The organism is Burkholderia sp. BE17, assembly GCF_009362305.1.
Taxonomy (GTDB): Bacteria; Pseudomonadota; Gammaproteobacteria; order Burkholderiales; family Burkholderiaceae; genus Burkholderia; species Burkholderia pyrrocinia_C.
On the sequence record NZ_WHNU01000006.1, the window covers coordinates 111,472 to 125,355 of the forward strand.

Below are 13,884 nucleotides of genomic sequence, written 5' to 3' on the forward strand. Positions count from 1 at the left end.
CGAAACCGGCCACCCCGGAACACGAAGGGCGCTGCTTCGGCAGCGCCCTTCGTCATTTACAGCACCGGCACCAGCTTGAAGTCGACCGGCTTGCCGACCGCGACCTTCTGCGGATTCGCGCCGAGCTGCCCCGATTCGACATCGCGGCTGAACACGTAGAACGTATCGCTGTCCTGGTTGCCGACGATCAGCCACTTGCCGGTCGGATCGATCAGGAACTCGCGCGGCGTCTTGCCGAGGCTCGACTGTCGGCCGACGTGCTTGAGCCGGCCGTCGGCCTGATTCACCGCGTAGATCACGATGTCGTTCGCGTCGCCGCGGTTGCTTGCATACAGGAAGCGGCCGTCCGGCGACAGGTGGATCGCGCCGCCGCCGACCTTGCCCTTGAAGCCCGGCGCCGTCATCGGCAGCGTCTCGACCTGCGTCAGCTTGCCGTCGCGATGGCCGAACACCTCGACCGACGCGTTCAGCTCGCTCGTCACGTACGCGAACCGGCCGTCGGCGCTGAACACCATGTGACGCGGGCCCGAACCGGCCTTCACCGGCGTGTAGCGCGTGTCGGTCGGGCTGATCAGCCCGCGGCTGCCGTCCACCGTGTAGCGGTAGCCGTAGATCTTGTCCGCGCCGAGATCCTGCACGAACAGGTAACCGCCGTCCGGCGAAAACACCGTCGAGTGCACGTGCGCGCCGTCCTGGCGGCCCTTCACGGGCCCCGTGCCTTCATGGTGCACGGTCAGCACGGCCTGGCCGACCGCGCCGTCGTCGCGCAGCGGGAACACCGCGAAGCTGCCGCCCGGATCCGCCGCGACCGAATAGTTGGCCGTCACGAGGTGCTTGCCGTCCGGCGACAGCGCGAGATAGCAAGGATCGTTCCCCTCCGACGACACGCGGTCGATGAAGGTCAGCGCGCCCGTCTTCGCGTCGAAGCGGAACGCGCTGACGCCGCCGCGCTGCGTCGCCGGCCCGTCGTCGCCGGGCAGCTCGTTGACCGCGTAGACGGTGCGACCGTCGCGGCTCGGCAACAGATACGACGGATTCACGGTCTTCGCCGACGACACCGGCGCGACGCTGCCGGTTTTCGTATCGAAGCGGTAAACATAGATCCCGTCGCTGCCGCCGCCCGTATAGGTGCCGACCAGCAGGTTGTAGACGCCGTCGGCCGGGGCGGGCGATTGCTGCGCAAATGCGTGGGTCGCGGACAGGGAGAGCACGATCGCGAAACCTTTCATCCAGTGAGCGAGCCTAACCGGGAACCCTCGTGTCGAAGCGCGTGCGTCACGCTCGCGTAAACGGTTGGGCATTGAATCCTCCTTGCATCGATTCGCTTCAAGTGTTGAGATAGGACGAAGCGCCGGCCGTTCACGCGCTCCGCCGCCCGGCCGAGTATACGGGGCGCGCCGGCGGCACGTGAAGCCCGGGCGCCGCCGTCCGCATTGTGAACTCGAAACCAAGGATCGCCTGCCCATGCCCGCCCTGATCGAAGACTACGCCCTCGTCGGCGACGGCCACACCGCCGCGCTGATCGCAAAAGACGGCTCCGTCGACTGGCTGTGCTGGCCCCGCTTCGATTCGGGCGCCTGCTTCGCGGCGCTCGTCGGCACACCCGAGCACGGCCGCTGGCTGCTCGCGCCGGCCGCCGACGCCGCGATCACGCACACGACCCGCCGCTATCGCGGCGACACGCTGATCCTCGAAACCGATTACGAAAGCGCCGACGGCGCCGTCACCGTGATCGACTTCATGCCGCCCGGCAACGGCTGGTCCGAACTCGTGCGGATCGTCGTCGGCCGACATGGCACGATGAAGATGCGCATGGAGCTCGTGTTGCGCTTCGATTACGGCTTCTCGGTCCCGTGGGTCACGCAACTGACCCGCGAGGACGGCATGAAGGCGATCGCCGGCCCCGACACCGTCGTGCTGCGCACGCCCGTGCCGCTCACCGGCAAGAATCTTCACACGATTGCGGAATTCACGGTGAGCGCCGACGAGCGCGTGCCGTTCTCGCTCAGCTACGCGGCATCGCACATGCGGCTGCCGCCTGCACGCGATCCGCTGTCGATGCTTGCTCGCACCGAGAATTACTGGCTCGAATGGTCGGGCCGCTGCCAGGTGCAGGGCCGCTATGCGGCCGCCGTGCGCCGTTCGCTGATCACGCTGAAGGCGCTCGCGTACGAGCCGACCGGCGGCATCGTCGCGGCGCCGACCACGTCGCTGCCCGAGAAGATCGGCGGCAACCGCAACTGGGACTACCGCTACTGCTGGCTGCGCGACGCGACGATCACGCTGCTCGCGCTGATGCGCGGCGGCTACTACGACGAGGCGCGCGCATGGCGCACGTGGCTCGGCCGCGTGATGGCCGGTTCGCCCGAGCAGATCCAGATCATGTACGGGATCGCCGGCGAGCGCCGGCTGCCTGAAATGGAGCTCGACTGGCTCCCGGGCTACCAGGACTCGAAGCCGGTACGCATCGGCAACGGCGCCGCCAACCAGCTCCAGCTCGACGTGTTCGGCGAGGTGATGGCCGCGCTGCACCTCGCGCGCGTGGGCGGGCTGCAGGCCGACGACACGGTCTGGTCCGTGCAGTGCGCGCTGCTCGACCACCTCGAGAAGATCTGGCAGGAACCCGACGAGGGGGTCTGGGAAACGCGCGGCGGCCGCCGTCATTTCACGTTCTCGAAGGTGATGGCGTGGGTCGCGTTCGACCGCGCGATCAAGTCGGCGGAAATGTTCCGGCTGCCCGGCTCGCTCGACCGCTGGCGCGCGCTGCGCGAGCGGATCCATGCCGACGTATGCGACAACGCGTGGCACGAAGAGAAGCAGGCGTTCTCGCAAAGCTACGACAGCGACGAACTCGACGCGAGCGTGCTGCTGATGCCGCTGCTCGGCTTCCTGCCGCCGGAAGACCCGCGCATCGTCGGCACGGTCGAGGCGATCGAGCGGGAATTGCTGCACGACGGGCTCGTGATGCGCTACCGCACGACCGACTACGACGACGGCCTGCCGCCCGGCGAAGGCACGTTTCTCGCATGCAGCTTCTGGCTGGTCGACAACTACGCGCTGCTCGGCCGGATCGACGACGCGCACCGCCTGTTCAGCCGGCTGCTCTCGCTGTCGAACGATCTCGGGCTGCTCGCGGAGGAATACGACCCGGTTGCCGGGCGGCTCGTCGGCAACTTCCCGCAGGCGTTCTCGCACGTGGCGCTCGTGCATACCGCGATGAACCTGATGCACCACGAGGACGCAATGGCGCGCGCGGCCGGCCAGCCGGCGCCGGCGATGGCCACGGGGCGCTGAACGAGGCGCCGGCAGCTTCTTCAGAGAACGTCAAATCGCAAAAGTTTGATGAAAAATCGGGGAAATGTTGCATTGCACCATCCATCGTTGTCCGATATGATCGACACGATTGACCGGCCGCAGTGCAACATGGCCGGCCGCTGACCCACACGGCACGCCGCGACGCCCCACGCCGCCCTTGCGCACCGTCCCCCACGCGGGAGTAGCCTGCATGCTTTACCAATTGCACGAATTCCAGCGGGCGATCCTGAGCCCGCTCACCGCCTGGGCCCAGGCCGCCTCCAAGTCGTTCGCCAATCCGTCCAGCCCGTTCTCGCTGATGCCGGGCGCGACGCGGATGGCCGCCGCGTACGAACTGATGTATCGGCTCGGCAAGGATTACGAGAAGCCCGAATTCAACCTTCACCAGATCGTCAAGGACGGCCACAACATCCCGATCGTCGAGCAGACGATCGTCGAGAAGCCGTTCTGCCGGCTGCTGCGTTTCAAGCGCTATTCGGACGACGCCGACGCCGTCACGCAACTGAAGGACGAGCCGGTCGTGCTGGTCTGCGCGCCGCTGTCGGGCCACCACTCGACGCTGCTGCGCGACACGGTGCGCACGCTGCTGCAGGATCACAAGGTCTACATCACCGACTGGATCGACGCGCGGATGGTGCCGGTCGAGACCGGCCCGTTCCACCTGCACGACTACATCGCGTACATCCAGGAGTTCATCCGCCACATCGGTGCGCGCAACCTGCACGTGATCTCGGTGTGCCAGCCGACGGTGCCGGTGCTTGCGGCGATCTCGCTGATGGCGAGCCGCGGCGAGGACACGCCGCTCACGATGACGATGATGGGCGGCCCGATCGACGCGCGCCGCAGCCCGACGTCGGTGAACTCGCTCGCGACGCAGCACTCGACCGCGTGGTTCGAGAACAACGTGATCCACACGGTGCCCGCGAACTATCCGGGCGAAGGCCGCCAGGTCTATCCCGGCTTCCTGCAGCACACGGGTTTCGTCGCGATGAACCCGGAACGGCACGCGCAATCGCACTGGGATTTCTACCAGAGCCTGCTGCGCGGCGACGAGGACGACGCGGAAGCGCACCGCCGCTTCTACGACGAGTACAACGCGGTGCTCGACATGGCCGCCGAGTATTACCTCGAGACGATCCGCGTCGTGTTCCAGGAATTCCGGCTGGCCGAAGGCACGTGGGATGTCGAAGGCGAGCGCGTGCGTCCGCAAGACATCAAACGCACCGCGCTGATGACGATCGAGGGCGAACTCGACGACATCTCGGGCAGCGGCCAGACGCACGTCGCGCACGAGCTGTGCACGGGCATCCCGCAAGACCATCGCCGCAGCCTGACCGCCGAGAAGTGCGGTCACTACGGGATCTTCTCGGGCCGCCGCTGGCGCACGATCATCTACCCGCAGTTGCGCGACTTCATCCGCGAGCATGCGCCGGAGCCGAAGCACGGCACGACGAAGGATCGCCCCGAGGCGCCGGCGGCCACGACGCTGACGGCCGTGCCGGCCATCGACACGCCGACTGAAACGACGCGCGCCACCACGGCGAAGCGCACGCGCGCGAAGGCACCGGTCGCGGCCGCCGCGCCCGCCAAGGCCGCACCGGCCGCGAAGCGCGCAAGCAGCAGCCCGCGCGCAAAAGCCGTGCGCACGCGCAAGGCCGCCTGACGCACCGCGTTCCGACGAAAAAACGCCGCCGTTGCCTGCGCACGGCGGCGTTTTTGCATCCGGCGGCGAATGATCGCCGCGTCAGCGCCGCAGCAGATACGCGAGCAGCACCTCGGTGTTCATCCGGACCATTTCCGCGCGCTCGTCGGTGTCGGTGAAGTCGCGGCCGAGCGTCGCGGCGAGCGTGAAGCGGTTCGACACGATGTAGTAGCCGAGCCCCGACAGCGTCACGTAGAAGCGCAGCGGATCGACGTCGCTGCGGAACAGCCCGGCCTTCTGGCCGCGCATCAGCACGTTGCCGAGCTTCGCGACGATCGGCGACATCATCTCGCGGATCCGCGTCGACTTGTGCAGGTAGCGCGCTTCGTGCAGGTTCTCGTTGTTGATGAGCCTGAGCAGCTCCGGGTGATCGCGGTAGTAATCCCAAACGAAATGCGCGAGCCGCGTGACGGCTTCGACCGGCGCGACGCCGTCGAGATCGAGCACGCGCTCGGCCTCGGTCAGCGCGGAGAACGCGTGTTCGAGCACGGCCGTAAACAGCTGCTCCTTGCTGCCGAAGTAGTAATAGAGCATGCGCTCGTTGGTTTCGGCACGGCGCGCGATCTGGTCGACGCGTGCGCCGAACAGCCCTCCACTTGCGAACTCTTCGGCTGCCGCCATCAGGATGCGACGGCGCGTACCTTCAGGATCTCTTTTGATTTTTGGCTGATTCATGGTGGCGTTTTGCTATGTGAGCCGCGTGATCCGGACCGGCACCCCCACCGCCTCGGCGCCGGCCGCCGTGGAACGGGCGCGCCGCGTGCGGCCGCCCTCCTGCTGAGCCCCTGCAAAAAAGCGGTTCGATTATGCGCACAGACGGCCTCCAGCGCAATGCGGGAAATCGGCGATAATCGAGCTTTGGCAAACCTTTCCGGCCGCGCCCCGCGCGGCCGAGAGCCATTCGGCGCCGCTGCGCCCGTTGTCACCGTGACCGACTCCAAAACACTCGCGGATCGCATCGAAGATCTGCTTCCCCAGACGCAATGCACGAAGTGCGGCTATAACGGCTGCCGTCCGTACGCCGAGGCGATCGCGGCCGGCGACGCGAACTACAACCAGTGCCCGCCCGGCGGCGCCGAAGGCATCGCGCGCCTCGCCGGCCTGCTCGGCAAGCCGGTGATTCCGCTGAACCCCGTCAACGGCAGCGAGCACCCGCGCGCGGTCGCATTCATCGACGAAAGCCTGTGCATCGGCTGCACGCTGTGCATGCAGGCGTGCCCGGTCGACGCGATCGTCGGCGCACCGAAGCAGATGCACACGATCGTCGAATCGCTCTGCACCGGCTGCGACCTGTGCGTGCCGCCGTGCCCCGTCGACTGCATCGCGATGCTGCCCGTGACCGGCGATCGCACGGGCTGGGACGCGTGGTCGCAAGAGCAGGCCGATGCCGCGCGCGAACGCCATGACCTCCGGCTCGCGCGCCAGCGCCGCGAACGCGAGGCCGCCGAAGCGCGCGCCGCCGCACGCCGCGCGGCCAGTGCCAGTGCCAGTGCCAGTGCCAGTGCCAGTGCCAGTGCCGGTGCCAGTGCCGGTGCTGCGAAGCCGGCCGCAGAACAACCCGGAGCGCAGCCCGACGCGCCGGCCGCCGCACCGGCCACCGACGATGCCGACGCGAAGAAACGCGCGATCATCGCCGCCGCACTCGAACGCGCGCGCAAGAAGAAGGAAGAACTCTCCGGGCAAGGCGCCGGGCCGAAGAACACGGAAGGCGTGAGCGCGGCCGTCCAGGCCCAGATCGACGCGGCCGAGGCCCGCCGCAAACGGCTCGCAGAACAGCAGGCGCAGCGCGACGCCGAAGCCGCGGCGGCGGACGGCAACGACCACGACCACGACGCAGGCAACGACGACCAGGGCGGCCCGTCCGCGCCGCCCGACCAGAACGCTCCATGAACGCCAGCAAACGACGCGCGATCTACGAAACGCTGCAGAGCCTCAATCCGCATCCGACCACCGAACTCGAATACTCGACGCCGTTCGAACTGCTGATCGCCGTGATGCTGTCCGCACAGGCGACCGACGTGTCGGTCAACAAGGCGATGCGGAAGATGTTTCCGGTCGCGAACACCCCGCGACAAATCGTCGCGCTTGGCGAGGAAGGCGTCACCGAGTACATCAAGACGATCGGCCTCTACCGGACCAAGGCGAAGAACGTGGTCGCGACGTGCCAAATCCTGCTCGACCGTTACGACGGCGAGGTACCGGCCGATCGTGAAGCGCTCGAAAGCCTGCCGGGCGTCGGCCGCAAGACCGCGAACGTCGTGCTGAACACCGCGTTCGGCCAGCCGACGATCGCGGTCGACACGCACATCTTCCGTGTCGCGAATCGCACGGGGCTCGCGCCGGGCAAGGACGTGCGCGCCGTCGAGGCCGCGCTGGAGAAGTTCACGCCGAAGGAATTCCTGCAGGACGCGCATCACTGGCTGATCCTGCACGGGCGCTATGTGTGCAAGGCCCGCAGGCCCGAATGCTGGCACTGCGCGATCGAGCCGCTGTGCGAATTCAGGCCGAAGACGCCGCCGCCCAACGAGTAAGCGTCACGCGCGACCGAGCCGCAGCGCGCCGGTCCGACGCGGTGCGCCACGCGGGCTCCGTCGCGGCGCACACACCCTTCCCCTCCGCGGCTACGCGTTGGACGTCGCGGTCGCATCGTCGGCCGCCGCGCCGCCCGCGCGCACGAGCGCCAGCACGGCCGCGAGGATCGCGACGCCGCCCGCCCACTGCAGCGGCGACAGCGCTTCACCGAACAGCAGCGCCGCAAGCGCGACCGTCACGACCGGTTCGAGCGTCGACAGCATCGACGTGCGCGCGGCCCCGAGCCGCTCGAGCCCGGCGAAGAACGCGAGCATCGCCGCAACCGTCGAGACGAGCGCGATCGTGAGCATCGACGCCCAGCCGCCGGCCGTCGCAGGCCAGCGCGGCGGTGCGCCGAACGCCGCGGTCCGCACGACTGCGATCGCCACGAGCGTCGCGGTCGCCGACAGGCAGATGATCGCGGTGGTCGCGAGCGGATCGACGCCGCGCGTCGCCTTCGTTCCGCCGACGATGTACAGCGAATAGATCACCGCGGCGGCCAGCGCGAGCGCGATCCCGAGCGGCTCGCCGTGCCCGCCGCCGACCATCAGCGCGGAGCCCGCGACGCACAGCACGAGCGCGACAGCCTTCGCGCGCGTGAGGCGCTCGCCGAGCCACCACGCGGCGAGCAGCGTGACGAACGCCGGATACAGGTACAGCAGCAGCGCGACGAGGCTCGCCTGCGCGTGCTGCAGCGCGCTGAAATAGCAGAACGACTGGCCGACGTAGCCGAGCGCGCCCATCGCCACGAGCGGCGCGAGCGCACGCCCGCGCGGCCACGCGACGCGGCGGTGCCGCGCAATCGCGGCGAGCACCGCGCCGCCGATCGCGAAGCGCACGATCAGCAGGCCGAGCACGTCGACGCCGGCCGCGTATGCGTAGCGGCCGAAGATCGCCATCGCGCCGAACGCGGCGGCGGACAGCGCGACGTAGAACGTGCCCTGCAGGGCGGCGGACGATGAGCGGGCGGTGGCGGTCATGACGGAACGGGCGAGAACGGCTCGGTAACGGGAATCGTCGGAGTTTAGCGGCGCGGCGGCGGCAAGCCTAGCCCACGCTTACCCGTTTCGCCGACCCGGTACGGAGCGGCCGCAACTGGCTGCGGATTCAACCGGCCATCGCCGCGCACCCGCACCGCCGGGCAGTCCGCCCCGCTACCGCTTGCCGCGCCAACCGCTCCGGCCCGCCGCCAGGCCGTCTCCAGCGCCGTCCGCCGACCCGGCGTACAATGCGCGACGCGGCACGACGCCGCCCGAATCACGACGTTCCCCCACCATGTTCAATCCAAGCCGCGACGAAGTGCGTCGCTTTTTCACCGAGACCTGGCGCAAGCAGCGCGCGGGCGAGATCCTGACGCCGCTGGAAGCGATGGCGGCCGACTGGATCGTCGAGCATCCCGAATACCACGCCGCGCTCGACGATGCCGACGGCGCGGCCGCGCGCAACTACACGCCCGAGGAAGGCCGCACGAACCCGTTCCTGCATCTGTCGATGCATCTCGCGATCAGCGAGCAGTTGTCGATCGACCAGCCGCCCGGCATCCGCGCCGCGCACGACAAGCTGGCGGCGAAGCTCGACTCGACCCACGACGCGCAGCACGCGATCATGGAATGCCTCGGCGAGACGATCTGGGAAGCGCAGCGCACCAACACGCCGCCCGACACCGACGCGTACCTGCAGCGCATCCTGCGCCGCGCATCGCGCGACTGACCACCGCGGCGCCGGCACGCAGCCCCCGGGCCGCGGACAAAAAAATACCCCGCCGCGGCGGGGTATTTTTGCTGCGCGGGCCCGACAGGCCCGTCGCGCTTACTTCTTGAACACGAGATCCGTCTCTTTCAGCGATTCGATGTAGGCCGCGATGTCCTTCATGTCGCTGACCGACAGGCTCTGCACCTGCGCCTGCATGATCGCGTTGTTGCGGCCGATCAGCGGGTTCGCCAGCCCCATCTGGTACTGGCGCATCGCCCACACGAGGTAGTCGGCATGCTGGCCGGCGAGGCGCGGATATTCGGCGTTGATCGGCTTGTTCATCTGCGCGCCGTGGCAGGCCGCGCAGTTGTGCGATTCGACCAGTTCCTTGCCCTTCGTGATGTCCGCTGCGTGCGCGGTACCGATCGCGAGGCCGGCCACCAGTGCCACCGCCGCCGTCTTGAATGCGTTGTTCATGAATGCTCCTGTCCCGCCGGAGAGATCGGCGGCGCGCGCTTTACTTGTAGGGATTGTCCTTCGTGTCGGCCTTCTGGACGGCATAGTAGGCCGCCAGATCCGCGATGTCCTGGTCCGTCAGCGAACCGGCGATCGCGTTCATCGACGGGAAGTGACGATCCTTCTTGCGGTAGGCCTTCAGCGCGTTCTCGAGATATTGCTGGTTCTGGCCGCCGAGGACAGGCACCCGGTAGACCTCCGGGTACGCCGCGCGGTAGTCCTGGATGCCGTGGCAACCGATGCACATGGCGGCCTTGCTCGCCCCGTCCTTCGGGTTGCCGACCACACCGGCCGCCTGCGCGCTGCCCGCGAGCGCCACGAGCGCTGCGACAACGACGTGTTTGCCGACGAATTTGTTCATAGCTCTTGTAACCTAGCTTGAGGGGAAACTGGCGCCAAAGCGGCAACGGCCCGCGCCGTTTTGCTTATCGGATCGCCACGCAGGCCAAAAAAAACGGCCAGATTGTACCGCGTCGGCGGGGAACGCGTCCACCAGGCGCCCCGGTCCGCCCCGCCACAGCCCCGCTACGATACGCGGGCGCGGCCCAACCGCACAGCCCTTCTGACTTATACTGGGTTTTTTTCCCGAGAAAGAAGAGCGCCGCCATGCGTTTCGAAGGGTCCTCGCACTACGTCGCCACCGACGATCTGAAGCTCGCGGTCAACGCCGCGCTGACGCTGCAACGCCCGCTGCTGATCAAGGGCGAGCCGGGCACCGGCAAGACCATGCTCGCCGAGGAAGTGGCCGCCGCGCTCGACATGCCGCTGTTGCAGTGGCACATCAAGTCGACGACGAAAGCACAGCAGGGCCTGTACGAATACGACGCGGTGTCGCGGCTGCGCGACTCGCAGCTCGGCGACGAGCGCGTGAAGGACATCTCGAACTACATCGTCAAGGGCGTGCTGTGGCAGGCGTTCGATGCCAAGCAGCCGAGCGTGCTGCTGATCGACGAGATCGACAAGGCCGACATCGAATTCCCGAACGACCTGCTGCGCGAGCTCGACCGGATGGAATTCCACGTGTACGAGACGCGCGAGACGGTACGCGCGAAGCACCGCCCGCTCGTCATCATCACGTCGAACAACGAGAAGGAGCTGCCCGACGCGTTCCTGCGCCGCTGCTTCTTCCACTACATCCAGTTTCCCGACCCGTCGACGATGCAGAAGATCGTCGCGGTCCACTTCCCCGACATCCGCGAGGAACTGCTGCGCGCGGCGCTCGAGAGCTTCTTCGAATTGCGCGGCGTGTCGGGCCTGAAGAAGAAACCGTCGACGTCCGAACTGCTCGACTGGCTGAAGCTGCTGCTCGCCGAGAACCTCCCGGCCGACGCGCTGCGCGGCACGGACGCGAAGCAGATCGTGCCGCCGCTCGCGGGCGCGCTGCTGAAGAACGAGCAGGACCTGAGCCTGCTCGAACGGCTCGTCTACATGAACCGGCACAACCGGTAATCCTCCCCCACCCGCGAAGGTCCGGCCATGCTGCTCAATTTCTTCTACGCGCTGCGTGCAGCCAAGCTGCCCGTCTCGGTGAAGGAATACCTGACGCTGCTCGAAGCGCTGAAGGCCGGGCTGATCTCGCCGTCGATCGACGCGTTCTACTTCCTCGCGCGGATGACGCTCGTCAAGGACGAGCAGTACTTCGACAAGTTCGACCAGGCGTTCGGCGCGTATTTCCACGGTGTGTCCGCGCTGCCGTCCGAAGCGTTCGACATTCCGCTCGACTGGCTCGAGAAGCGTCTCGAGCGCGAGCTGTCGCCGGAGGAGAAGGCGCAGATCGAAGCGATGGGCGGCCTCGACAAGCTGATGGAGCGGTTGAAGGAACTGCTCGACGAGCAGAAGGAACGCCACGAAGGCGGCAACAAGTGGATCGGCACGGGCGGCACGTCGCCGTTCGGGCACGGCGGCTACAACCCGGAAGGCGTGCGCATCGGCGGCCCGTCGAACGGCAACCGCACCGCGGTGAAAGTGTGGGAAGCACGCGCATACCGCGACTACGACGATTCGGTCGAGATCGGCACGCGCAACATCAAGGTCGCGCTGCGGCGGCTGCGCCGCTTCGCGCGCGAAGGCGCGGCCGAGGAGCTCGACCTGCCCGGCACGATCCGCAGCACGGCCGCGAACGCCGGCTGGCTCGACCTGCGGATGGTGCCCGAGCGCCACAACAACGTGAAGGTGCTGATGCTGCTCGACGTCGGCGGCTCGATGGACGACCACATCAAGCGCACCGAAGAGCTGTTCTCGGCCGCGAAGGCCGAATTCAAGCACCTGGAATTCTTCTACTTCCACAACTGCGTGTACGACCACCTGTGGAAGAACAACCGCCGCCGCCACTCGGAGCGCACCGCGACGTGGGACGTGCTGCACAAGTTCACGCCCGACTACAAGCTGATCTTCGTCGGCGACGCGACGATGAGCCCGTACGAAGTGCTGCAGCCCGGCGGCTCGGTCGAATACAACAACCCGGAAGCCGGCGCCGTGTGGCTGCGCCGCCTCGCCGACCAGTTCCCCCATCATGCATGGCTGAACCCCGAGCCCGAGCGGCTATGGGAATACCGGCAGTCGGTCGCGGTCATCCGCGACCTGCTCGGCCATCGCATGTATCCGCTCACGCTCGCGGGCCTCGAAACCGCGATGCGCGCACTCAGCAAGTAACGAATCCAACCAGCAGACACGAAGGCCGCGTCCACGCGGCCTCCTCCCGGAGATAGCATGAACCCCTCGCCCACCGCGAGCGCTGACCGCGCCGGCGGCCGCCGCTTTTTCGCCGACACGTCCGTCTCGGCGCTCGTCGCCGGCTTCGTCGCGATGATGACGGGCTACACGAGTTCGCTCGTGCTGATGTTCCAGGCCGGCCGCGCCGCGCACCTCACCGATGCGCAGATCTCGTCGTGGATCTGGGCGCTGTCGATCGGCATGGCGCTGACGACGATCGGCCTGTCGCTGCGCTTTCGCGCGCCCGTCGTCGTCGCGTGGTCGACGCCCGGCGCCGCGCTCCTGATCGCATCGCTGCCCGGCGTGCCCTACTCCGAGGCGATCGGCGCGTTCGTCGTGTGTGCGCTGCTGCTGACGGCCATCGGCGTGAGCGGCCTGTTCGACACGCTGATGCGCCGGATTCCGGCCGGCATCGCCGCCGCGCTGCTCGCGGGCATCCTGTTCGAGATCGGCATCGAGATCTTCCGCGCCGCGCAGTTCCAGACCGCGCTCGTGCTCGCGATGTTCTTCACGTACCTGATCGTCAAGCGGCTCGCGCCGCGCTATGCGATTCCGACGACGCTGATCGTCGGCACGGCAGTGGCCGGCGGCCTCGGGCTGCTCGACTTCAGCCGCTTCCACATCGCGCTCGCACAGCCCGTGTTCACGATGCCCGCGTTCTTGATCGCGTCGATCGTCAGCATCGGCATTCCGCTGTTCGTCGTCGCGATGGCGTCGCAGAACGTGCCGGGCATCGCGGTGCTGCGCGCGGACGGCTATCAGACGCCGTCGTCGCCGCTGATCGCGACGACCGGCCTCGCGTCGCTGCTGCTCGCGCCGTTCGGCTCGCACGGCGTGAACCTCGCAGCGATCACCGCCGCGATCTGCACGGGCCCCGAAGCGCATGAGGATCGCGCGAAGCGTTACACGGCCGCCGTGTGGTGCGGCACGTTCTACCTGGTCGCCGGGATCTTCGGTGCGACGATCGCCGCGCTGTTCGCGGCGCTGCCGAAGGCGCTCGTCGTGTCGGTCGCCGCGCTCGCGCTGTTCGGCTCGATCATGAGCGGGCTCGCGAACGCGATGCAGGACGTGAAGCAGCGCGAAGCCGCGCTCGTCACGTTCATGGTCACCGCGTCGGGCCTCACGCTGCTGTCGATCGGCTCGGCGTTCTGGGGGCTCGTCGCGGGGATCGTCACGCAGGTGATCCTGAACGCGCGACGCCCGGCGTGACGCGGTTCGCCGACCGCTGCGGCGGTTGCCGTGCCCGCCCCGGGGCATCCCAAAACGTGCCCGACACGAATCGGGCCTAAAATGATGGGTCGAAAGCGGCGCCCGGCGCCGCTTCGCTTCGCCGCCGCGCTCGCGCGGCCCGTGAGAACCCGGCGCCCCGCGCCCTT

The 13,884-nt window shown here is 67.9% G+C and carries 13 protein-coding genes; 8 read left to right on the top strand and 5 right to left on the bottom strand.

What is annotated here, in order from left to right; genetic code table 11:
- Window positions 1-56: 56 nt before the first annotated feature.
- On the bottom strand, window positions 57-1,301 hold the full coding sequence (locus GD429_RS07895) for a lactonase family protein (protein WP_152856429.1): 1,245 nt from the start codon (window positions 1,299-1,301) through the stop codon (window positions 57-59).
- A gap of 163 nt (window positions 1,302-1,464) precedes the next feature.
- Here GD429_RS07895 and GD429_RS07900 point away from each other — a divergent pair, with 163 nt between their 5' ends.
- Together GD429_RS07900 and GD429_RS07910 are read left to right on the top strand one after the other, a co-directional pair.
- Window positions 1,465-3,294 (top strand): glycoside hydrolase family 15 protein, encoded by a 1,830-nt coding sequence (locus GD429_RS07900; RefSeq protein ID WP_152856430.1) that lies wholly within the window; start codon window positions 1,465-1,467, stop codon window positions 3,292-3,294.
- A 211-nt stretch (window positions 3,295-3,505) separates the two neighbouring features.
- A complete protein-coding gene (locus GD429_RS07910; RefSeq protein WP_152856432.1) occupies window positions 3,506-4,978 on the top strand; it encodes a polyhydroxyalkanoate depolymerase in 1,473 nt (490 codons plus the stop codon).
- Between the two features lie 81 nt (window positions 4,979-5,059).
- Here GD429_RS07910 and GD429_RS07915 read toward each other — a convergent pair whose 3' ends face one another.
- Entirely contained in the window at window positions 5,060-5,692 is a 633-nt protein-coding gene (locus tag GD429_RS07915) for a TetR family transcriptional regulator (RefSeq protein WP_047898676.1), read from the bottom strand.
- Between the two features lie 156 nt (window positions 5,693-5,848).
- Here GD429_RS07915 and rsxB point away from each other — a divergent pair, with 156 nt between their 5' ends.
- Together rsxB and nth are read left to right on the top strand one after the other, a co-directional pair.
- Entirely contained in the window at window positions 5,849-6,907 is a 1,059-nt protein-coding gene (rsxB, locus tag GD429_RS07920) for an electron transport complex subunit RsxB (RefSeq protein ID WP_152856433.1), read from the top strand.
- A complete protein-coding gene (gene nth, locus GD429_RS07925; RefSeq protein WP_152856434.1) occupies window positions 6,904-7,548 on the top strand; it encodes an endonuclease III in 645 nt (214 codons plus the stop codon). Before rsxB ends, nth begins: the two co-directional genes overlap by 4 nt.
- Window positions 7,549-7,638: 90 nt before the next feature.
- Here nth and GD429_RS07930 read toward each other — a convergent pair whose 3' ends face one another.
- Window positions 7,639-8,568 carry a DMT family transporter gene (locus GD429_RS07930; protein ID WP_152856435.1) on the bottom strand — a complete coding sequence of 310 codons (930 nt, stop codon included), beginning with the start codon at window positions 8,566-8,568 and terminating at the stop codon, window positions 7,639-7,641.
- Window positions 8,569-8,863: 295 nt separating this feature from the next.
- Here GD429_RS07930 and GD429_RS07935 point away from each other — a divergent pair, with 295 nt between their 5' ends.
- Entirely contained in the window at window positions 8,864-9,298 is a 435-nt protein-coding gene (locus GD429_RS07935) for a DUF1841 family protein (protein WP_152856436.1), read from the top strand.
- Between the two features lie 99 nt (window positions 9,299-9,397).
- Here the strand turns inward: GD429_RS07935 and GD429_RS07940 are convergent, their stop codons facing one another.
- Entirely contained in the window at window positions 9,398-9,757 is a 360-nt protein-coding gene (locus GD429_RS07940; RefSeq protein ID WP_152856437.1) for a c-type cytochrome, read from the bottom strand.
- Window positions 9,758-9,797: 40 nt separating this feature from the next.
- On the bottom strand, window positions 9,798-10,157 hold the full coding sequence (locus GD429_RS07945; RefSeq protein ID WP_011352793.1) for a c-type cytochrome: 360 nt from the start codon (window positions 10,155-10,157) through the stop codon (window positions 9,798-9,800).
- 245 nt (window positions 10,158-10,402) lie between these two features.
- Here GD429_RS07945 and GD429_RS07950 point away from each other — a divergent pair, with 245 nt between their 5' ends.
- The 3 genes from GD429_RS07950 to GD429_RS07960 are packed head-to-tail and all read left to right on the top strand — an operon-like array spanning window position 10,403 to window position 13,717.
- Complete coding sequence (locus tag GD429_RS07950) at window positions 10,403-11,245, top strand: AAA family ATPase (RefSeq protein ID WP_152856438.1); 843 nt, start codon at window positions 10,403-10,405, stop codon at window positions 11,243-11,245.
- 27 nt (window positions 11,246-11,272) lie between these two features.
- Complete coding sequence (locus GD429_RS07955; protein ID WP_152856439.1) at window positions 11,273-12,448, top strand: vWA domain-containing protein; 1,176 nt, start codon at window positions 11,273-11,275, stop codon at window positions 12,446-12,448.
- 57 nt (window positions 12,449-12,505) lie between these two features.
- Window positions 12,506-13,717 (top strand): benzoate/H(+) symporter BenE family transporter, encoded by a 1,212-nt coding sequence (locus GD429_RS07960; RefSeq protein ID WP_152856440.1) that lies wholly within the window; start codon window positions 12,506-12,508, stop codon window positions 13,715-13,717.
- The last annotated feature ends 167 nt before the right edge of the window (window positions 13,718-13,884 follow it).

Bases quoted from the DNA above. Each gene is read 5' to 3' on its own strand.
- GD429_RS07940 (WP_152856437.1), bottom strand. From the start codon at position 9,757: ATGAACAACGCATTCAAGACGGCGGCGGTGGCACTGGTGGCCGGCCTC.
- GD429_RS07950 (WP_152856438.1), top strand. From the start codon at position 10,403: ATGCGTTTCGAAGGGTCCTCGCACTACGTCGCCACCGACGATCTGAAG.
- GD429_RS07900 (WP_152856430.1), top strand. From the start codon at position 1,465: ATGCCCGCCCTGATCGAAGACTACGCCCTCGTCGGCGACGGCCACACC.
- GD429_RS07915 (WP_047898676.1), bottom strand. From the start codon at position 5,692: ATGAATCAGCCAAAAATCAAAAGAGATCCTGAAGGTACGCGCCGTCGC.
- nth (WP_152856434.1), top strand. From the start codon at position 6,904: ATGAACGCCAGCAAACGACGCGCGATCTACGAAACGCTGCAGAGCCTC.
- GD429_RS07895 (WP_152856429.1), bottom strand. From the start codon at position 1,301: ATGCCCAACCGTTTACGCGAGCGTGACGCACGCGCTTCGACACGAGGG.
- GD429_RS07935 (WP_152856436.1), top strand. From the start codon at position 8,864: ATGTTCAATCCAAGCCGCGACGAAGTGCGTCGCTTTTTCACCGAGACC.
- GD429_RS07960 (WP_152856440.1), top strand. From the start codon at position 12,506: ATGAACCCCTCGCCCACCGCGAGCGCTGACCGCGCCGGCGGCCGCCGC.
- GD429_RS07930 (WP_152856435.1), bottom strand. From the start codon at position 8,568: ATGACCGCCACCGCCCGCTCATCGTCCGCCGCCCTGCAGGGCACGTTC.
- GD429_RS07955 (WP_152856439.1), top strand. From the start codon at position 11,273: ATGCTGCTCAATTTCTTCTACGCGCTGCGTGCAGCCAAGCTGCCCGTC.
- GD429_RS07945 (WP_011352793.1), bottom strand. From the start codon at position 10,157: ATGAACAAATTCGTCGGCAAACACGTCGTTGTCGCAGCGCTCGTGGCG.
- GD429_RS07910 (WP_152856432.1), top strand. From the start codon at position 3,506: ATGCTTTACCAATTGCACGAATTCCAGCGGGCGATCCTGAGCCCGCTC.
- rsxB (WP_152856433.1), top strand. From the start codon at position 5,849: ATGCGGGAAATCGGCGATAATCGAGCTTTGGCAAACCTTTCCGGCCGC.